We start from the raw sequence: 20,213 nt of genomic DNA, 5'->3' as shown, positions 1-20,213 counted from the left end.
TCTATGGGTCTAAAATGTTTGGTTGGCTTGTTATCTCTTTAAGGAAAGTGCAAAGCGGGCCTTCTCCAAAGCCCGCGAGCGTTACTGAAATCTAGGTGGGTTATGGCTGCCACTGTTTAGATGTGACGAGGTTATCCATCACTTTGTTTACCGCTTGATGCGCTTTGTCGACAATGGTGTCTATATCGTTACGGTTCGCGATAAGCGGTGGAGCAAATCCGAGGATGTCACCATGTGGCATGGCGCGAGCGATTAAGCCTTGCTCTAAACAGGCCGCCGCGATTTGCGGGCCTACTTTCAAGTTTGGATCAAAGTGTGCACGGCGGAGCTTGTCTGAAGAAAACTCCAACGCATGCAACAAGCCAACGCCACGAGTATCACCGACCAATGGATGATCGCTAAACGTCTCCGCCATGCGTTGCTGCAAGTAAGCGCCGACTTCGGCTGCGTTTTGCACTAAGCCTTCACGTTCAATGATATCGAGGTTGCAGTTCGCGGCTGCCGCTCCCATTGGGTGACCAGAGTAGGTATAACCGTGTCCGATAGCACCCCATTGGTCGGTGCCGTTTTCTAGCACACTCCAAACTCGTTCACCGACGATTACGCCAGACAGCGGTTGATACGCCGAAGTTAATCCTTTCGCTACCGTGATGAGATCTGGTTTCATGTCGTAGTGGAGTGAGCCAAAATCGGAGCCGAGGCGACCAAAGCCACACACCACTTCATCCGCAATCAAGAGCACATCGTATTTGTCGAGCACTTTGCGAATCGCCTGCCAGTACCCTGCTGGTGGTGGCACAATACCGCCAGTACCGAGCACTGGTTCTGCAATCATTGCTGCTACCGTTTCTGGGCCTTCTTCCAAGATCATCGCTTCGAGTTGATCTGCGCAATATTGAGAGAATTCGAGCTCAGACATACTCTCGCCTTCACGGCGATAATAATATGGCGCGATGGTGTGTTTGATACGCTCAAGTGGTAAATCAAAATGGGCGTGGAACAGCGGCAAACCTGTCATTGAACCGGACGCGATACTTGAACCATGGTAGCCGCGGTCACGCGAAATGATTTTTTTCTTCTCTGGTAGACCACGAGCATTGTTGTAATACCACACCAACTTAAGTTGAGTTTCGTTCGCGTCGCTGCCTGACATGCCGTAGTAAACTTTACTCATGCCTTCAGGCGCCATTTTGATGATGCGATCTGACAGTGTCACGAGCGCTTCGTTCGTATGACCGACGTAAGTGTGGTAGTACGCCAGTTCTTTGGCTTGCTCATAAATCGCATCGGCCATTTCGGTCCTGCCATAGCCAATGTTTACACAATACAACCCGGCAAAGCCGTCTATCAGCTCGATGCCTTCTGAATCGGTGATGCGTATTCCGCTTCCGCTCGAGATAATTCTTCCCGAAAGCTCCCCGGCCGCATACTGCTTCAGGTGGGTTGAGGCATGAAATACTCTCTGACGATCGATCTCTAAAAGTTGTTGGGTTTTGTTACTCATGATCCTTCTCCTCGAATAATTGGATATCCATATTTCGTGCCTCAACTGCCACTGACGGTTGGTAAAGCGCCTAAGCAGCAGTATTTGATTTCGCTGTATTCTTCAAATCCGTGACGGCTTCCTTCTCGTCCAAGACCAGACTGTTTCACGCCGCCGAATGGGATAGGGTGCCCTGTCATTTTGACGGAGTTCACGCTCACCATGCCAAACTCCAAACCGCGCATGCAGTGCCAAATTTGGTGAATATCGTGACCATAAACATAGGCAGCTAAGCCGTACTCAGTGTCGTTGCTCATTTCAATCACGGTATCTAAGTCTTGGTAAGGCAATACGCCTGCCACAGGACAAAAATTCTCTTCGCGATACACCGCCATTTCAGGGGTTACATCGGCTAGCAATGTCGGCGCGAAGAAATTTTCGCCTGGTACGGGCTGGTGGTATCCCGCTACCAATCGCGCGCCTTTGTCGAGCGCGTCACGCACCAAATCATGCGCTTTATCCACCGCAGTGCGATTAATAAGCGGTCCCATGGTGGTTTTTTCGTCTAAGCCATTGCCTAAAACGATGTGGCTCATTTCCTTGGCAAACGCTTCCAAAAACGCTTCGTACTTATCGTCAGGGACGAAAATACGGTTTGCGGCCAAGCAGTCTTGTCCTGCGGTTTGAAACTTCGCATCCACGGCGGCTTTGGCTGCTTGCTCGACATCCATATCTGGCAGCACGATGAAAGGGGCGTTACCACCGAGCTCCATACTGCACTTCTTCACGGTTTGTGCCGCGTCGCGCAGCAACAGTTTGCCTACTCGAGTTGAGCCTGTGAACGAGAGCGCTTTGACTTTATCGGAGTGGCACAAGGTTTGTGACACCATCACCGCATCGCCAGTGATCACGTTAAATACACCAGGTGGAAAGCCAGCTCGGTCTGCTAACTCTGCCAACGCTAACGCAGAAAAAGGCGTTTCACTGGCGGGCTTAATGAGCACCGGACAGCCTATTGCTAGTGCGGCTGCGGCTTTGCGTGTGATCATGGCATTAGGAAAGTTCCATGGCGTAATCAGTGCTGCGACACCAATTGGCTCGCGCACCGTTGATAGCTGCGCATTCGGAATATGACTTGGGATGGTTTCGCCATAACAGCGGCGTGATTCTTCGGCAAACCAACGAACAAAGGATGCGCCGTAGTCAATCTCACCTACAGCATCACCTAGTATTTTTCCTTGCTCCATCACCATCAAATGAGCAAGATCTTGCTTTGATTCTAGAATCAGGTCGTGCCAACGCATGAGAATTTCAGCGCGCTCTTCTGCTTGCATTTTTCGCCATTGACGAAAGGCTTGGTCGGCTTCATCAATCGCTTGATAGAGTTGTTGCTGAGAAAGCTTAGTGATGTAACCGATGACCGTGCCATCTGCTGGATTATCCACCGGATGAAATTGATCACCACTTACCCATTTGCCATTTACGTACGCTAAACCTCTCACCAAACGTACGTCTTTCATTATCGCCATCATGTCGTGCGAGGCTTTTAATTCCTCTGCATGTAAGCTGTGCAGTGCTGTCATGAGTCCTTCTCCCAGCATCGTTGTCCATAATGAAACTGTAATGGAGAAGTGACCGAAATAATTTCTGATACCGAGGTTTAAAACGTCAGAACTTTCTTTTTAGTGCCGTTAAATATGGTGTTTTTTCTGTTCACGTCTGATGCGCATTTTCCCTTTTATAACAAAGCGTTTTGGTTTACTTCGAATGTGCCCGCATCACGTTTGATTGTTTTTGTCACAATGTAAGTAAAGTAGCGCTCAATGCCCACATCTGAGTCTAACCAGTTGTCGATAAGCCGCTGATATTGGTCGATATCTTCTGACTGAATTTTAAGGATGTAATCGACACCACCGCCCGTGGCATAGCAATCAGTGACTTCTGGTGAATGTTGAACCAGTTGCTCGAAGCGTTTGAACGCTTGGGCGTTGTGTTCTTTGAGCGTAACTTCAACCATAACCGACGTTCGTTTGAACAAAATATCGGTATTTACTCTTGCTCCGTAGCCTTCAATGATGCCTGCTTCTTCCAGTTTTTTGACGCGCTCCCAGCAAGGGCTCACGGATAGGTTGATGGCCTCGGCAAGGTGAGATTTGGTGATACGACCATTATCATGAAGTATTTGTAGAATTTTTACGTCGTAGCGATCGAGGCGCATAATGAGTCTCCCTGTAGAATACTAATCATTTCATGAAAGGCTGATGACTGGTCGCTGTTATAAGGTGCTTTCCAGTTTGCTTCTGGTATGCCATTTGTTTTGATTTCTTTAGTTGGCTTTTCAATCAGCCTATCTCGCCGCAGTCTTCGGCTATAACTGCGATAGTGTCACCGATATTCACCATAGCAGGAAAACGACGCGCCGCGAAAATACCATTGCGCTGTGACTTGTACTCAACGGGGGCGGTACCTGTGCGCTCGGTCGAGAAGATTCTCACTAATACATCGCCCTTTTTGACGGTATCGCCAAGATCACATAAGTATTCTGTGATGCCGTGGTGTTGGCTTTGCACATAACAACTTGCATCAGGCATATCTAATAACTTAGTTGGTTGGGTTGGTTGTTCGTAGTCACCGGGCAAGTTGCCTGAGAAGCGCAAGAAGTTGCGAATGCCACGGTCGGAATAAGCGATGGTTTCTGGAGTGCTGGTTCCGCCTCCTCTTAGTTCGGTGGTAACAAAGATTTTTCCCTGAGACTCCACGGCAGTGTCATACAGGCTGGTGGCGTCCATTTCGAGCAAGATCATGGTGTAAGGTGCGCCAAACAGTTTTGCACCTAATATGCAGGCTTCTTCTTGATCGAGATTGTCGAGACGATGGGCAGCGGCGAACGGCACGATATCTAACGTTTTACCACCTGAGTGAATGTCTAACGCAAAATCGCACTTAGGAACTAGGTAACGAGTAAAATAATCCGCAATTTTCTCGGTCACTGTGCCTATGGGGTTGCCGGGAAAGCTGCGATTTAAATTCCCTTTATCGATAAACGACGTACGTGAGGCATTTTGTACCGCAGGTAAGTTCATCATGGGTACAATAATGACACGACCTTGGATTTGATCTGCCTGAAGCGAGTTCGTCAATTTTAGCAGGCTGGTGATGCCTTCGTATTCGTCTCCGTGATTACCGCCAGTAAGCAGTGCGGTTGGTCCGTGACCATTTTTGATCACGGTGATAGGTATCATAATACTGCCCCAAGCGGAGTCGTCATGTGAATAGGGCAGCGTTAAGAAGCCGTGCTGTACACCTTCTCGGTCAAAGTCTATGGTGGCTGTGATCGAGCTTTTTTGCATATCAAGTCCTTTTAGTTCTCAGACCTGGCTCAACAGAGCTTAAGGTTTGAAAAATTAGTGTTTAACAAATAAGTGGCGTGGAAAATCACACAATGTTTTTGCTCCATCATGGGTAATGACGATACTTTCCGTTGTTTCTAACCCCCAATCTTTGAACCACAGCCCCGGCATAAAATGGAATGTCATACCTTCTCTCAAGATGGTTTTATCGGTGTCTCGCAAACTCATGGTTCGTTCCCCCCAATCTGGCGGGTAGCTCAAACCTATTGGATAGCCACAACGGGCGCCTTCGCGTGAGAATCCCGCTTTATCGAGAACCTGGTTTAGTGCATTGGCGATGTCGGCGCAGGTATTTCCGGGCTTTGCCACTTTCAAGCCCGCTTCAAGTCCTAGAGTTAGGGCTTCGTCGGCTCGTTTAAACTTGTCGTCAGGCTCGCCAAGAAAAATAGTGCGTGAGAGTGGGCAATGGTAACGGCGGTGCGCCCCTGCGATTTCAAAAAACGTCCCTTCGCCTTTCTTGAAGGGTCTGTCATCCCAAGTCAGGTGAGGTGCGGAAGCATCAGAACCTGATGGCAAAAGCGGCACAATCGCGGTGTAATCGCCAAAGTGGTCTTCATGCCCGAGCACGGCTTGGCGGTTAATCTCGGCAACAAGGTGGTGTTTCGGTAATCCTGGTTCAATCATGTCGAACGCGACACGGTGCATATTTTCAACAATGCGAGCGGCACGGTACATGTACGCCAGTTCTTGATCGGATTTAACGGCGCGGCACCAGTTGACTAGTCCAGTTGCATCGAGAAGTTGAGCATTCGGTAGGTGCGTAGTGAGTGATTCGTAAGCGGTGGCGCTAAAGTAATAGTTATCTTTTTCTACGCCGATGCGACCACGATCCCAAAGGCGCGGAGCCAGTACGGCTTCGACCAGGAAATCCATCGGGTGTAACGGCGGATTCATTACATAATGGTCTGGATAGTAGGTGATGTTTTCTGCCGACATATACGCAGTCCTGTATGCTCCGTTGGCATCTTGGCAGCGTCCAAACCAAACGGGTTCATCAGATGGACCAACAACGACACATTGTGGCACGTAAAAAGACCACCCATCATAGCCTGTCAGCCACGCCATGTTAGAAGGGTCATGAATGATAAGGACATCCAATTCTCTTTCTTCCATCGATTGCCGAACTTTCGTTAACCGATCCTGGAACTCATCCAGTGTAAAATGCAAAGCAACGCCTCTCATATTTTCTCCTTGTTAGAAATCCGACGCCTTATGGGCCTTCGGAGACGCTGAGGTATTTCTACCTTCTACCAGCTAGCCAGATCTGCGTTAAAAATGATTGCAATTTACCTCTGGGGTTGTATTTGGATTAAACGATGCTGTTTAACATGTTTGTTTAACCCATACATTTCATGTCAATCATTACAATTGTGGTTTATTTTTGTGCATTTCACCTCGTTTTGTGAGTTAAAGTTCGCCATTTGTTAAATGGAAGTTACAATGAGCATTAAAAATGAATCAATTAAAATATTGTGTCATGACAATTTCTTTGAACCCGATCATTCGGCCAGGCACCGCTAAATACATCTCCATTGGTAACTATCTTGTCGAATGTGTCCGCAGTGGTTATCTAAAACCGGGGACTCGATTACCCACACATCGTGAGTTTGCAGAACAAGTTGGCGTCAGCGTACAAACGGTGAGCCATGCATATGGTTATGCAGAGAAAAAAGGGGCGATCGAGTCTTGGGTTGGGAATGGTACTTTTGTCAAATCAGGTTTTGTGGATGAAAGTACGGACACGGAGTTCATGCTGACACAAGAGATGAAAGAAACGCCGGATGAAATTGATATGTCGATTGCACATCCGGTGGTGACCGATCGCCACATTACGCTTTTTAATCAGGCGTTAATGGAGATTGCTGGGCAAACAAACAATCGTGGTTTGATCAGTAAAGCAAAGCCGGTAACAGGTCAGCCTCATCATATTGAGTCAGGAGCACGATTTCTAAGTAGCCAAGGGCTGGATGTGGGTGCCGATCAAATATTACTCACAAATGGTGCATGCCATGGTTTAACGTTGGCTTTAAGCACAGTTGTTGAACACGGTGATTTAGTTGCTTGTGGTCACTTGGTTGATCATGGCTTGATCTCTCGCTCGAGAATGCTTGGATTTAAGTTGCAACCACTTGAAATGGATGAGTTTGGTATAACGCCGGATGCATTTGAATGGGCATGTAAACACAAACCAATCAAGGTATTGTGTTGCACACCGAGCATGGCTAACCCGACTAGTGCGCATATGGATATTGAACGCCGAGAGGCGATAGCGAATATTGCGCAGAAATACGACATCTATGTCATTGAAGATGACGTGTATGGAGCACTAGAACCTAACCGTGTCCCACCCCTTGCCACATTGTTACCCGAACAAGCTTTCTATGTCACCAGTTTAACCAAAGTTGTAGCGCCAGGCATGCGCACTGGCTATCTGACGGTCCCACGTCATTTTTTGCAGCACGCGATTGGTCGTTTAGCGGCAACGAGTTGGTCTGCGACTCCATTACCATTTGAAGTCGCTCATTTGTGGATCGAAAACGGTACGTTAAATCGACTTATTCGCTTTCAAGTCAATGAGTTTGCTAAGCGACAGCGAATAGCAAAAGCCGCTTTAGAAGGGCATGTTTATAGCTCGCACCCGAATGGACAACACATTTGGTTGAGACTACCCGAGCAGTGGAATAGCGATGACCTGGTTGCTTCGGCAAAGCGTTCAGGGGTGCAGATCACTGGATATAAACCGTTTGTTCTCGATACAAATCAGCCAATGCCTTACGTGCGAATCAGCTTGGGAGCAGAAACAAACCGAGGCTACATCAAACACGGGTTATCTGTGATTGCTGAAATTCTCGATACCAACCCTCCCACCTCACATTTTTTGGTTTGAGCGATAGGTTATTTATGCTTTTATCTGATGGACTTAAACGTTTGTAACTGAGTTTTTTCTTGTCGCCATTGCCTCGGCGATTTCCCCGTCCAACGGCGAAAGTGGCGGCTGAAGACCGCAGTTTCTGCATAGCCCAGTTGCAACGCGATATCGGTAATACTCTGAATATTCTCATGCAATCGCTGTTCGGCGAAATCCTGACGCACTTGTTGTAAAAGCTGCCGATAATTTGTGCCCTGTTGTTTCAGCTTGTTTTGCAGCATTCTCGGATGCAGGTCCAATGCTCTTGCAACGCGCTCAACGCTGCATTCTCCGGTTGAGAGCAGACGGCCAATCATATTTGCCGCTTGGTCACTGAGATTATTAGGGTAACGGGTCTGCAGCTCTTTGAGGTGTTGCTGAAAATGGCGCTCTAGTGCGTCTTCATCTTGGTGGTTCTTAGCGTTAAGTAGACTCGCTTTAAGTAGGATACCGTCAAACTTATCACCGAAACGCAGTTTGTTCTGCTGGGCAAATGCGCTCTGTTCTGCCTCGAAGCTGGCGTGTTGGTTGAGGTGTAAAGAGAAGTGGCTCGCTTCAATATCAAGTAAGCTCGTAACAAACATGGCTAAGTGCGACACACTCAACTGCATCAACTGCGCGATACCGCGTTCGCTGTGCACATCAATATTGAGCGACAACCGTACCCAATCATCTTGTGGCGTCATGTTGAGAGTGACTCCTGACGAATGCAGATAGAGAAAATCATTCACCCGCACCAAGGCTTCACCGACCGTTTCTGCGCGGGAAACCAACATCGGCAAATCACCTAAACTTTGCAGGTTTTGGCGCTCGGCGAGCAACGCACCAAACAGCGGTTGCTTACAACGAGCAGCCGCTTCCTCCAGCAATTCCGCCAACCTAGGGTAGGCGAGATACGTATCGGGATTGCGAAACTGCGCAGCAGACAGCCCGACGGCAGCCATAATCTCAACCGGATTCTGCCCTAGTTCGGAAACCAAGCTATCAAATTTATCGGCAGCGCCACTTCGTACGATATACATGTCTCGATTTTTAAGTGTTAACAGGTTGTAAATCGCAATGTATCAAATTTACTTCGCAAAAGGTCAAGTGAGTGTCAACGAGTTGATCTAAGTTACATTTTGATAACAAAAACACATAGACGAGAAGCCGTATGGAACTTATCAATAAAACCGCGATTGTCACCGGCGCTGCAGGTGGAATTGGCCAAGCCATTATTCACAAACTGCTGGAACAAGGCGCGAAAGTACTTGCTGTCGATATTTCAGAACAATCATTGCAAATGTACACAAGTTTTGACCCAAAGCAGTTGGGAACCTTTGTCGCGGACGTCACCGATTACCAACAAGTTGAAGCTATGGTGAAGTGCGCGGTTGAACAGTTTGGCTCGCTTGACATCATGGTCAACAACGCAGGCATTGGCGCGCCGAAACCTCTGCTTGACCACGACCCAATTGCCGATTTTGAGCCGATCTCTAAGGTCAACCAAAATGGCGTTTACTACGGCATTCTTGCCTCTGGAAGACAATTCCAAGCTCAAGGCACGCCGGGCGTAATTCTTAATACATCGTCGGTTTATGCGCAAATGGCGTCTGAAATGACCTTTACCTACAACGTCAGTAAAGCCGCAGTCGATATGATGACCAAATGCGCCGCATTAGAACTCGCACCATTGGGTATTCGTGTTTGCGCTGTCGCTCCGGGACGCGTTGATACTCCGATGTTAAGGCAATACGAAGAGATTGGCCTGTGGGACCACATCCGCAAAGAACAGATGCGTCAAAACTTCACACAACCAGAAGAGATTGCTGATGTGGTGGCGTTTCTGGTCAGCGAGAAAGCCAACTGTATCAACGGTTGTACCATCAGCGCATCTGACGGTTTCGAGAATTTTAAGTACCCACTTATGGGATAGGCGAGTACGCCACATTACAGCAATAGCGAGGATGTAAGTTATGTCATTACCAGAAGTTATTCAGCACCAAGATTTCTTATTAACTCTTAATACCAATGAAGAGTCGATCATCAAAGACGCGCTACCGGGTGTGGATGTTTACCCATTGTTTCTTGATCCAGAAAACGGTACGTGGGTGATTCGCGCCAAATTCAAACCGGGCGTGACTTTACCTAAGCACTTCCATACTGGTGTGGTGCATTTCTATACACTGAGTGGCGCTTGGCACTACATTGAATACCCAGACCAAGTCCAAACCGCTGGTAGTTATTTGTATGAGCCAGGTGGTTCGATTCATACCTTTCACTGTCCAGAAGAGTCGGGTGGTGCTGATGGCTTTATGGTGATCCAAGGTGCGAACATTAACTTTGACGAAGAGGGTAACTTCATCAACATTATGGATGCAGGTTGGATTGAGCAAGTGGTGGTTGCCGCTACCAAAGCGCAAGGCTTCACTGCGCGCTATATCAAACCGGGTGCGATTGCTGGCCTAAGCGATGAGCTAGCGGAGTAACCCCATGCAACAGATGAACAGTATTGTAATGCAGGATGGCCGAGTCCGCCTGCAGCAAGTCGAAATCCCTCAACCCGAAGCGGGACAAGTGTTGGTTCGCAGCCTTGCCTGTGGCATTTGTGGCTCCGACCTTCACATTACTCGACACGCGGATGAGGTATTTGATGTATTCCACCAGCTCGGGTTGATACCTGATGAATCCGGTGAGCACGCTCAAGTGATGTTAGGGCACGAGTTCTGTGCGGAAATTGTCGAATACGGTGCCGGTACGCAGCAAACGTTGTCCGTTGGTAGCCGAGTCACCTCTGTGCCGATGTTGCTCAGTCAAAATGGCGCAGGCGTTGGTGTTACTCCGGGTACTTATGGTGCTTACTCTGAGTACTTCCTGCTTGATGAAGCGTTATTGCTGCCTGTCCCAGACGAAATGCCGTCTGAGGCGGCGGCGTTAACCGAGCCGCTGGCGGTCGGTTTGCACGCGGTCAATCGCAGTGAAATCGAAACGGAAGAAACCGCGCTGGTTGTCGGTTGCGGCCCTATAGGGCTGGCGGTGATTGCTGCACTGAAACAACGTGGCGTGAGCAATATTCTTGCGGTCGATCTTCAGGAAGAGAAACTGCAACTTGCTAGTGAGTTTGGCGCAAATCGATTGATCAACCCGACCAAGGAAGACGAGATCGCCGTTGGTGAGCAGTACGCGATGAACTCACGTCTGGTCATTTATGAGTGTGTGGGCAAGCATACCTTGATTGACGATTTTCTGCGCCGTGCTCCTGCCCGAGCGCGAATCGTCATCTCGGGTATCCATACTACACCTGCAATCATCAACTACGCGTACGCGACGGTAAAAGAGCTCGACTTGAGATTCTCTTACTACTACCAACCGCACGAGTTTGAGCAATGCCTACAAGCGATTGCCGAACATAAGTTGCCTTGGCAGAAAATGCTCACCGCCAAAGTGGGAATCGATGGTGTCGAAGACGCATTTACAAAGTTAATGACGCCAAATGATCACATCAAAGTCGTTATCGAACCTTGGCGCAGCGGCGCGTTAGAAGTGATTTAACTCTTAGCCAGATTAAGCTAGCTAAAACCAATTTTAGTTTGGTGACAGCCCCAACCGTAGCAGCTAGGTTGGGGCTTTTTTTGTTAGGCCTGTTCTGCGCATTCCTGTTGCAGAGCAGGGTAATCGGTGTAGCCTCGTTCGTTTCCGCCAAACAACGTTGAGCCATCGAGTTCTGCCAACGGATGGTGATGTTGCAAGCGAGAGACTAAGTCTGGGTTTGCTACGAATGGCCGTCCGAATGCGACAAGATCCGCGTAGCCTTTCTCTAATACTTCGTTTGCTCGTTGAGGATCGTAGCGACCGGCAACAATAATAGCGTTGCGAAAGCGCTTTCTAAGTTCGATTCGAAACGTCTCAGGAATCGTTGGTGCATCGGCCCAATCGGCCTCGGACAAGTGCAAGTAGGCAATGTCGCGCTCCTGTAGCTGTTTTGATGCCTCTAGGATCGTTTGCACGATATCTGGGCAGTCCATATCTTTAAACGTAATGAATAGTGCCAATCTCACTCCAACTCGATGCGCACCAACAGCGGCGATAACTGCATCCACCACTTCGATAAGAAAACGGATACGATTTTCTCGTGAACCGCCGTAGTTGTCTGTTCGATGGTTTGAGTTGGTTCTTAAGAACTGATCGATCAGATACCCATTCCCGCCGTGGATTTCTACACCATCAAAACCCGATTCAATAGCGCGTTTGGCTGCGTTCGCGAAATCACCGACAACTCGGTTGATATCCGCTTGTGTCATGGCGCGTGGCTCAACACAATCGACCATATTGCCGTTGCCTTGTTCATCTGCAATCCAAACTTGCGTCTCTACCGGAGCGAGCGCAGATGGCGCGATAGGCTGTTCACCATTTTGGAATGTTGGGTGAGACACTCTGCCCACATGCCATAGCTGACAAAACATCGCTGCGCCTTGTGATTTGACCGCTTGGGTCACACCCTGCCAGCCCGCCACTTGCGTATCGGTGTAAACGCCAGGGGTGAACGAATAGCCTTGAGAATCGTCCGAAATTTGTGTGGCTTCGGAAATGATCAGCCCGGCAGAAGCGCGTTGTTGATAATACGTTGCCATCATCTCATTCGGGATGTTGCCCGGCTGAGTGGTGCGTGCGCGAGTCATTGGTGCCATGACAATGCGGTTTTGTAGTGACAACGCTTTTAGTTGAGCTGGTTCAAACAGCTTATTTGTTCTTTGTTGCATGTTGCGCTCCTTAGATAAGTACTGGCACGTTGGTCGCTTTCCGAGCGGTTGCCATCCAGTGAAGTACGGCTGGATCCCATTGCACTTCGGGCGCACTGAAAAAACCGCGTAGAATGGAAAACATAATGGCTTGATCAACCAGTGACGTTTGCTTTTCTGAACTTAGGTTGAGCAAGGGTTTAGTTTGTTCTATCAAAGCGGCGACTTCTTTCGCAATCGCTGGTGTATCGTTAATCAAGGCTTCAAAATTTAACGCTTCGGTTTCTTTTTTTGCACGCCATGCTTGTTTAGCGCTTTCTGTTGCAAATTCCGGTAACGTCATGTTTGACCAACGCGGATACCCGACTTTTTGTAGCGGTAAAAACGCTTGTTTTTGCCAGTCTAAAACCGGTGCTGAGGGTTGGCTGCTTTCATTGGAAGATGCCAATTCAAGGAAGTAGTTGATGATGTCTAAGCTTTCCGCCATCGCTTCACCATCGTCTTTGATCAAAAGAGGAACTTGTTTTGCGCCGATGATGTTTGTTGTGGTGCTCTCGTCGTCATAAGCAATGTTGATGACGTCGAGCTGAATATTCAGTATGCCTGCAACAAAACGGACGCGGGCGCTAAAGGGGCAATGTTCATAAATGTACAGTTTCATTTTTTGTTTCCTATCTCTGGCTGGGCAGGGCGTGTTGTTGTGCGTTGAACAGCGTTACGGCGTTTAACTTTGCCCTGTCACATAACGTTCTGGGTCTAAACAATGTTGATAGGGTCAGTATATGGATTCGACTTAATTTGATAATTGGGTTATATCTGAATTGATTATTCAGTTTTTCCAAATAATAAGGGCGCGAAGTTGGATAAGTTTTCGGATATGACGTTGTTTGTCAGCATCGTTAAACATCAAGGTCTGGCAGCGGCGGGAAGGGAGTTGGGTTTGTCTCCGGCGACGGTAACGGCAAGGCTGCAAGCGATAGAAGAACGCTATGGCGTAAAGCTGCTCAACCGAAGCACACGCCACGTATCACTTACGGGCGCAGGGGCAATGTACCATCAAGCTTGTCTGAACATCATTGATAGCGTGAAAGAGACGGAAAACTTGCTGCAAACGGGTATTTCGCAAGTGCGCGGAACGTTGAAAATTTCAGCTCCACGAGATATTGGCAAACAAATTATTTCGCCGATGGTGTCGGCTTTTTCTGAGCAATATCCGGATGTGACGCCTTATCTTTACCTTAATGACAATTTATCGAACTTGGCTGAATCGGGGCTCGATTTAGTGATTCGTTACGGTGAGTTAGCGGACAGTAATCTCATTTCGCGCAGGCTGGCGTCGAGTCAACGCGTGCTGTGCGCGTCACCTGATTATTTGGCGAAGCAAGGTGTCCCAAACTGTCCACAAGATCTCGCGGATCATCGCTGCTTAGCCATGGTGCGCAGCAATGAAGAATTAAAAACGTGGCACTTTAAAGATGAAGAGTCTCACCAAACGATCACGGTCACGCCAAAGCGCTTTTCTGATGATGGTGAAGTGATTCGACAATGGGCGTTGGAGGGGGCGGGGATTGCGTTGAAATCGATTTTAGATATTCAGCAAGACCTCAAACAGCAACGTTTAGTAACGGTTTTGGATGGGTATATGAAAAACTTCAGCGCCTTCTCGCAAGGCGCTGAAGCGGATCTGCATGTCATTTATCAAAGCCGTCAATATCAACCGAAAAGAGTTCGCCTGTTTTTGGACTTTCTAGTTGAGCAATTTAGCGCGCTGAGTGATGCCAGCAATCAGATCTAGATGCGATTCAGAGGTTTCTCGGCGGTGGCGATAAATCCCGACGGTGCCAGGGTTTGGTTCGTTTTCCATAGTTAAGCATCGTAAGCCAAAGGATTCCAAATACGGTTGCAGATGGCGGGTATAAGACATCACCGCGACGCTTTCTTTCAGTACATCAATACTGGCGAGCAGAGAATCCACTTCGTAAGTCGGTCTGTCATCCAGTTGCTGCCTTTCGCGTTCATTTTGTTTCGGGATTGGGTTGTCGATGACGTGAGCGAATTTCTTAGCGTCATAAGTGACCGAAAGAGCGGGGTATTCGTGCAGCATCTCTTCGGTGACGGTTTTCCCTAGAAGTGGGTGGCTTGGGGAAACAAAATAGGCATCAACCGTTTGAAATAGTGGAATAAACGTAACATCGCATTTAGACGACAAGCCGACAATCTCGTGACCGATGAAGAATTCAATCTGTTCGCTGATTAATGAATCCATCAAGCCTAAGTGGTTGCCAAATTCGACGTGCGTAGATGCCGATGGCTGCTTGGTCAGATGTTCATTGAGTGCTTGTTTGACGAATAGCGGCCACCACGCATCGCCAGTGCCCATTTTAATTTTTCCGACTTGGTACTGTTTCCGTTCATCAATGCTTTGCATCATTTGGTTGTATTCATGCTGCATCGCGTTGCTATGGCGATAGAGGATGCGTCCGTATTCGGTCAACACCATGCCATTAGGATGACGTTCAAACAGCGTCACGCCGAGATTCTCTTCCAGCTTCTTTAAATTGCTTGTTACCGTTGGCTGGCTTAACCCTGCCATTCTTGCCGCAGCGCTGATGCTTTGGCAGCGTGCAACCAGTAAAAATTGCTGCAGAGATTTGTCCATTTTCTTTCCCCTTTAAGAACGAGGGGTATTTTGCACAATTTCATTTATAAATCACAAATCTGGAATCTCATTTGATTGAAATTATGCGCATTTCATAGATCTACATCACTGTTGGGGTCTGACGTATAGATGTTATCTATAGCTCGCTCCTGACTTCCTATTTTCCCCTCAAAAGGGTGTTCTTTAGACTGTCGCCAAAACAACAATCTAAGGGATGAACATGAAACCGAGTTTTATTGCGCTTGCCGTCGCGTCTTGTATTGGTCTTGCTGGGTGTGGGTCAGATTCTTCTGATGCGCCTGTGCCGGTCGACAAACCAATTATTTCAGCCGACTTATATTTACGTGGTTTAAATGGGGATTGGGGCACGGCAGAGCATGCCAAGCTAAACTATTTGGGTAATAACGAGTACGAAACCGTACTGCGCGTCGCTCGAGGTAGCAATCAGTTCAAGATTGCTGATCCGGGTTGGCAGATCCAATACACCTATTTTGAGGAGCCCGCGGCGTTCGATAAAGCTCAAGAGTACCTGCCAAAACCAGACACGAATGAAGCGTGTATGAACGATGATTGCAACTCTGAGATCACGTTTGAAGACAAAGGGTATTACAAGTTTTCTGTGAGCTTTGCCGATGAAAGTCGTGCGACAATGACTGTGACGAAAGCAACGCAAGAAGAAGCGGAAAAATACTACTCTGATGCGATTCTCGACCCTGCAATGGTGCATGAAGGGCATCAGAATAAAGAAGTGAAACTGTTCGCCAATTACGATGACTCGAGTGATACCGTGATTTTCTCGGTGAAAGATCCTAAAGCTGAGCTGCGTGAATTTGGTATTTCAACGACGACAGAATTGCGTGATGCGCTCGACCAGGGCTTAGTGATTAATGAACAAACAGGGCCGCGAGTGGTGTCGGGCGATGTCGCGTTTGATGCGTTGTTTGCGTTGACGATGAAAGAGCTAGACCAGCTTGCCGTTTCTGAAATCAAAGACGGCAATTACAACTACAACAACCCAATCAAAGCGGAAGTTTTTGAGACGGGCGCGAAGTGGCATTACGTATGGACGCGTGATTTGGCGTACGCAGCAGACCTTTCGCTTGCATTGATGAATCCAACTCGCGTGCAAAATGGTTTGAATTTCAAATTGTCCGCTTTCCGCGATACGACCGATCAGCAATACGATGGCGAGCAGATTGTGCAAGATACGGGCACGGGCGGTAGCTGGCCAATTAGTACCGACCGCACGACTTGGGCGCTTGGTGCAGAACGCTTACTTTCGGCATTGGATGGAGAAGAGTACAACCAGTTTGCCGAGCGCGCTTACAAAGCGATCAGTAATACACTTGAAGCCGATCGCCTGGCGGCTTTTGATGCGAAATCTGGTTTATACACTGGTGAGCAATCATTCCTTGATTGGCGTGAGCAAACGTATTCAACGTGGACGCCAAACGATGTCAATGCGATTGGTAGCAGCAAAGCGTTATCGACAAACGTGGTTCACTACCGCGCGATTCAGCTCGCGGCTAAGTTGGCAGAGAAGTACGACTCAACCAACGCGGTCAAATACACTGAATGGGCTGCTCAGTTAAAAAACGCTATCAACGAGCAGTTTTGGAATGCCGAACGCGGTATGTACGTAAGCTATTTGTTTGATAATGGCAAAGACATCGCGGTCGACAAATACGACATGTTGGGCGAAGCACTTGCGATCATCAGTGGTGTGGCAAGTGATGCGCAGGCGAAACAAATCATGGCCAATTACCCACACAGTGAGTTTGGCGTGCCGGTTTATTTCCCTCAACAACCAGACGTGCCTGTGTACCATAACCGCGCAATTTGGCCATTTGTTACCGCGTACAGCTTGCGTGCCGCGCATCAAACACAAAACGTGGCAGCAGCGAACAATGCCATTCAATCGTTGGTTCGTGGTACGGCAACCAATTTATCCAACATGGAAAACTTAGAGTGGCTTTCTGGTAAGTCATTCATCATCCATAGTGATCATGGCGAAGATCCGAGCTTGGATGGCCCAGTGATTAACTCTCAGCGTCAGCTTTGGTCTGTGGGTGGCTACTTGAACATGGTGGTAGAGACCCTATTCGGCATCCATACCGAAACGGGTAAGTTGGAAGTGAAGCCATTTATCACAAGTTGGGTGCGCAATAACTTGTTGGCTCAGTCTGAACAAATCAAGTTGGAAAACTTTGCCTTCAAAGGAAAGAACTACTCGGTAACCATTGATTTGCCTGAAGTAAGCAAAGATGAAACGGGCTACTACCCAGTTGAAAATGTCACGATGGACGAAGAGGGGCATTTCCACGTGACACTGGGTGCGCTTGTGAATGTAGATAGCAGCATTACTTTGGTTTCTGGTGTGAAACCGTATGTGAGTGAAGACAGTCGCGTTTATTCTCCGCAAGAGCCAACATTGGTGGTAAAAAGCGTTGATAATTCGGTTTCGATTGACGTGACGAGCAAGTACAACGTGAACTTGTATCGCAATGGCGAGCTGATTCAAAAGAACGTGATTGCTCAATCTTATTCCGATACGCCAACAGGTTTTGCTTGTTATTTGGCTGAAAGCATTAACGATAAAGGCTTCCGTTCTAACCCAAGCCAGCCAGTTTGTGTCGGTGAAGAGATCCGCATCAAACTTGATGGCGAATATCAGCCACTCAAAGACAATGTCTCAGTGGTTACGGTGGGCAAAGACAGCGGCGTCGTAAAAGGTGCAGAGTCGTTTACAGCTCCTGTAACGGGCACTTACCAGTTCGATGCTTGGTACAACAATAACCTAGGGCAACTTAATACTGGTATCACGAACACCGTGAAATTGTTAGAGGTATTGGATGATGCAGGTAAAGTGGTTGGCCAAGGTTACTTGCAGATGGGCCATATTGGTGAAAACCAAGGTATGCGTTACTCGACGCCAATTGAAGTAGCGTTGGAGCAGGGGAAAACCTATCAGATCGCGCTGAAGGACCACTTCAATATGAGTTACCTCACATCGAATGAAACCTACATCTACGCTGGTGGTATTGAGGGTGAAAAGAACGAAGCGCAAATCGCAGATATTCGAATCACACCTTTAATGTAGGCTGTTTTAACAAAGCTGTGTTATAAAAAACTGTGTTCTAAGAAAAACAAAGCCGCTGAGATTATCAGCGGCTTTGTTGTATTTGCTATCGGGGGCCGTTTACAGGTTAGTTTGCAGCTTGCGGACGAGGCTTACGGCGTTGGCCTGATGGTTTGTTTCCTGCAGGCTTAGCATTGTTTGGCTTGCGGTTACCAGACGGTTTACCAGCGTTGCCACTCTTATTACCGTTTGGTTTATTTCCATTCGGTTTATTGCCATTTGGCTTGTTGCCGTTAGGTTTGCGGTCATCTGGTTTGCTGTGTGCACGGCCTTGGTTTTCACGGTTACCTTTAGGCTTGTCTGCACCGCCTTGGTTGGTGCTGTTTTTGTTGCCGTTGTTACCACCGTTGAAGAGACGTTTAGGTTTGTTTGCACCATTGCCTGCTTTCTTTTCGGCTGCTGGGGCGTTTTCACTTGCAGCATTTGGCGCTTTTGGTTTTTTCGGCTTCTTAGGTTTTTTCGGTTTGATTGGGCGCGTATCCAGTTTAGATTCTGGCACCACATTGGTTGGCGCAAAACCTTCCAACTCTTTACGTGGTAGTACTTCTCGAATCAAACGTTCAATCGCAAACAACTCAGATGCTTCTAGCGCACACACCAGTGAAATCGCTTTACCTACTTCGCCCGCGCGGCCAGTACGACCAATACGGTGAACGTAGTCTTCTGCCACTTTCGGTAGCTCAAAGTTCACCACTTGCGGTAATTGCGGAATATCGATACCGCGCGCAGCAATGTCCGTCGCGACCAACACACGAATTTCACCCGATTTAAAATCCGCCAGTGCTTTGGTACGCGCACCTTGGCTCTTGTTGCCGTGGATGGCAGCAGCCGGTAGGTTTTGTTCGATCAGGAACTTCGCCAGACGGTTTGCGCCGTGTTTCGTTTTCGTAAACACCAGCACTTGCTTCCAATCGCCGTCTTTGATCAATTTAACCAACATCGGTGCTTTCTTCTTAACGTCTGCTGGGTAGATGCTTTGCTCAACCGTTCTCGCTGTCGAGTTTGCCGGATTCACTGAAATCTCAACTGGGTTGTTCACCAAGCCTTTCGCAAGATCGCGGATCTCATCCGAGAAAGTCGCCGAGAACAGTAGGTTCTGACGCTGTTTTGGTAGCAGAGCTAGGATCTTACGAATGTCACGGATAAAGCCCATATCCAACATGCGGTCTGCTTCATCCAGTACCAGAACTTCTAGTTGGTCGAACTTCACTGCATTTTGGTTGTACAAATCCATCAGGCGGCCTGGTGTCGCAACCAACACATCCGCACCTTTGCGAAGACGCAGCATTTGCGGGTTGATCTTCACACCACCAAAAACAACCGCACTGCTTAGTGGAAGATGACGGCCGTACATAAACACGTTTTCTTGCACCTGAGCCGCCAGTTCACGCGTTGGCGTCAGGATAAGTGCACGAACTTGGTTAGCACGAACGCGAGGGCCGTTCGATAAACGCTCAAGAATCGGTAGCGTAAAGCCTGCGGTTTTACCTGTACCAGTCTGCGCTGCTGCCATTACGTCTTTCCCTTCCAAAATAGCAGGAATTGCTTTTGCCTGAATTGGCGAAGGGGTGTCGTAGCCTTTCTCTTGAATAGCTTTAAGGATTGGAGCAGATAGACCTAACGAGGTAAAACCCATATGTATGATTCTCAATTGTAGAGTTAGATAACAACGCGCCGAAAACAAATCGGTGCGAAAAGTGCGACATTCTGAGGCTTTTACGCGCAGGCTTCAACTAATTCCGTCATGGATAAATATTTGAACTGGATCTCATTTCTTTTTGGCAGGCAAAACTGATAACTGGTTTGGTCGATCGATTGAATGGTTTTACGTTGGCGATGCCCATTCTTACATCGCTATCACGGTATGCAGTTTTAGTTTATCAAATGCTGTTCGGA

16 protein-coding genes and 1 pseudogene are annotated in these 20,213 nt (G+C 48.0%); 7 read left to right on the top strand and 10 right to left on the bottom strand.

The window, feature by feature from the left end:
* Nucleotides 1–100: 100 nt before the first annotated feature.
* From R7Z49_RS00815 to doeA, 5 genes are all read right to left on the bottom strand, one after another.
* Complete coding sequence (locus R7Z49_RS00815) at nucleotides 101–1,504, bottom strand: aspartate aminotransferase family protein (protein WP_318111176.1); 1,404 nt, start codon at nucleotides 1,502–1,504, stop codon at nucleotides 101–103.
* A 41-nt stretch (nucleotides 1,505–1,545) separates the two neighbouring features.
* Nucleotides 1,546–3,066: an NAD-dependent succinate-semialdehyde dehydrogenase gene (locus tag R7Z49_RS00810; RefSeq protein ID WP_017633578.1), complete on the bottom strand. Its 1,521-nt coding sequence runs from the start codon at nucleotides 3,064–3,066 to the stop codon at nucleotides 1,546–1,548.
* A 155-nt stretch (nucleotides 3,067–3,221) separates the two neighbouring features.
* On the bottom strand, nucleotides 3,222–3,701 hold the full coding sequence (locus R7Z49_RS00805; protein ID WP_054576150.1) for an Lrp/AsnC family transcriptional regulator: 480 nt from the start codon (nucleotides 3,699–3,701) through the stop codon (nucleotides 3,222–3,224).
* A 124-nt stretch (nucleotides 3,702–3,825) separates the two neighbouring features.
* Nucleotides 3,826–4,833: a N(2)-acetyl-L-2,4-diaminobutanoate deacetylase DoeB gene (gene doeB, locus R7Z49_RS00800; protein WP_169628778.1), complete on the bottom strand. Its 1,008-nt coding sequence runs from the start codon at nucleotides 4,831–4,833 to the stop codon at nucleotides 3,826–3,828.
* A 54-nt stretch (nucleotides 4,834–4,887) separates the two neighbouring features.
* Nucleotides 4,888–6,075, bottom strand: a complete 1,188-nt coding sequence (gene doeA, locus R7Z49_RS00795; protein WP_005373780.1) for an ectoine hydrolase DoeA — start codon at nucleotides 6,073–6,075, stop codon at nucleotides 4,888–4,890.
* 271 nt (nucleotides 6,076–6,346) lie between these two features.
* On the opposite strand from doeA, the gene R7Z49_RS00790 reads away from it, so the two are divergent.
* Nucleotides 6,347–7,780 carry a PLP-dependent aminotransferase family protein gene (locus R7Z49_RS00790; RefSeq protein WP_171345905.1) on the top strand — a complete coding sequence of 478 codons (1,434 nt, stop codon included), beginning with the start codon at nucleotides 6,347–6,349 and terminating at the stop codon, nucleotides 7,778–7,780.
* A gap of 20 nt (nucleotides 7,781–7,800) precedes the next feature.
* On the opposite strand, the gene R7Z49_RS00785 is transcribed toward R7Z49_RS00790, so the two are convergent.
* Nucleotides 7,801–8,823 carry a helix-turn-helix domain-containing protein gene (locus R7Z49_RS00785; RefSeq protein WP_170890203.1) on the bottom strand — a complete coding sequence of 341 codons (1,023 nt, stop codon included), beginning with the start codon at nucleotides 8,821–8,823 and terminating at the stop codon, nucleotides 7,801–7,803.
* Nucleotides 8,824–8,954: 131 nt separating this feature from the next.
* Here R7Z49_RS00785 and R7Z49_RS00780 point away from each other — a divergent pair, with 131 nt between their 5' ends.
* The 3 genes from R7Z49_RS00780 to R7Z49_RS00770 are packed head-to-tail and all read left to right on the top strand — an operon-like array spanning nucleotide 8,955 to nucleotide 11,332.
* Nucleotides 8,955–9,716, top strand: coding sequence for an SDR family NAD(P)-dependent oxidoreductase (locus R7Z49_RS00780; protein WP_258489124.1), 762 nt, complete (start codon nucleotides 8,955–8,957; stop codon nucleotides 9,714–9,716).
* 40 nt (nucleotides 9,717–9,756) lie between these two features.
* Complete coding sequence (locus tag R7Z49_RS00775; RefSeq protein WP_318111169.1) at nucleotides 9,757–10,269, top strand: 2,4'-dihydroxyacetophenone dioxygenase family protein; 513 nt, start codon at nucleotides 9,757–9,759, stop codon at nucleotides 10,267–10,269.
* Between the two features lie 4 nt (nucleotides 10,270–10,273).
* On the top strand, nucleotides 10,274–11,332 hold the full coding sequence (locus tag R7Z49_RS00770; RefSeq protein WP_170893100.1) for a zinc-binding dehydrogenase: 1,059 nt from the start codon (nucleotides 10,274–10,276) through the stop codon (nucleotides 11,330–11,332).
* A gap of 83 nt (nucleotides 11,333–11,415) precedes the next feature.
* Here the strand turns inward: R7Z49_RS00770 and R7Z49_RS00765 are convergent, their stop codons facing one another.
* Both R7Z49_RS00765 and grxB read right to left on the bottom strand, forming a co-directional pair.
* Nucleotides 11,416–12,540, bottom strand: a complete 1,125-nt coding sequence (locus R7Z49_RS00765) for an alkene reductase (RefSeq protein WP_318111166.1) — start codon at nucleotides 12,538–12,540, stop codon at nucleotides 11,416–11,418.
* A 10-nt stretch (nucleotides 12,541–12,550) separates the two neighbouring features.
* Nucleotides 12,551–13,180, bottom strand: a complete 630-nt coding sequence (gene grxB, locus R7Z49_RS00760; protein ID WP_213891498.1) for a glutaredoxin 2 — start codon at nucleotides 13,178–13,180, stop codon at nucleotides 12,551–12,553.
* Nucleotides 13,181–13,378: 198 nt separating this feature from the next.
* Between grxB and R7Z49_RS00755 the strand changes: the two genes are divergently transcribed.
* Complete coding sequence (locus tag R7Z49_RS00755) at nucleotides 13,379–14,314, top strand: LysR family transcriptional regulator (RefSeq protein WP_318111163.1); 936 nt, start codon at nucleotides 13,379–13,381, stop codon at nucleotides 14,312–14,314.
* On the opposite strand, the gene R7Z49_RS00750 is transcribed toward R7Z49_RS00755, so the two are convergent.
* The gene (locus R7Z49_RS00750; RefSeq protein ID WP_213910121.1) at nucleotides 14,267–15,178 is read right to left on the bottom strand and encodes a LysR family transcriptional regulator; all 912 of its coding nucleotides are present in this window, start codon (nucleotides 15,176–15,178) and stop codon (nucleotides 14,267–14,269) included. The genes R7Z49_RS00755 and R7Z49_RS00750 overlap by 48 nt on opposite strands.
* 220 nt (nucleotides 15,179–15,398) lie before the next feature.
* On the opposite strand from R7Z49_RS00750, the gene R7Z49_RS00745 reads away from it, so the two are divergent.
* The gene (locus R7Z49_RS00745) at nucleotides 15,399–18,278 is read left to right on the top strand and encodes an MGH1-like glycoside hydrolase domain-containing protein (protein WP_062854892.1); all 2,880 of its coding nucleotides are present in this window, start codon (nucleotides 15,399–15,401) and stop codon (nucleotides 18,276–18,278) included.
* Nucleotides 18,279–18,384: 106 nt separating this feature from the next.
* Here the strand turns inward: R7Z49_RS00745 and R7Z49_RS00740 are convergent, their stop codons facing one another.
* Nucleotides 18,385–19,953, bottom strand: a complete 1,569-nt coding sequence (locus tag R7Z49_RS00740; protein ID WP_062854891.1) for a DEAD/DEAH box helicase — start codon at nucleotides 19,951–19,953, stop codon at nucleotides 18,385–18,387.
* Nucleotides 19,954–20,101: 148 nt separating this feature from the next.
* Between R7Z49_RS00740 and R7Z49_RS28095 the strand changes: the two are divergent.
* Nucleotides 20,102–20,179, top strand: a pseudogene (locus R7Z49_RS28095) (VOC family protein); the annotation flags it as partial.
* Nucleotides 20,180–20,213: the final 34 nt, after the last annotated feature.

The organism is Vibrio sp. 1562, from assembly GCF_033340155.1.
Taxonomy (GTDB): domain Bacteria; phylum Pseudomonadota; class Gammaproteobacteria; order Enterobacterales; family Vibrionaceae; genus Vibrio; species Vibrio alginolyticus.
The sequence above is the reverse complement of the archived record's forward strand: the minus strand, read 5'-3'. Positions and strand labels throughout refer to the sequence as shown.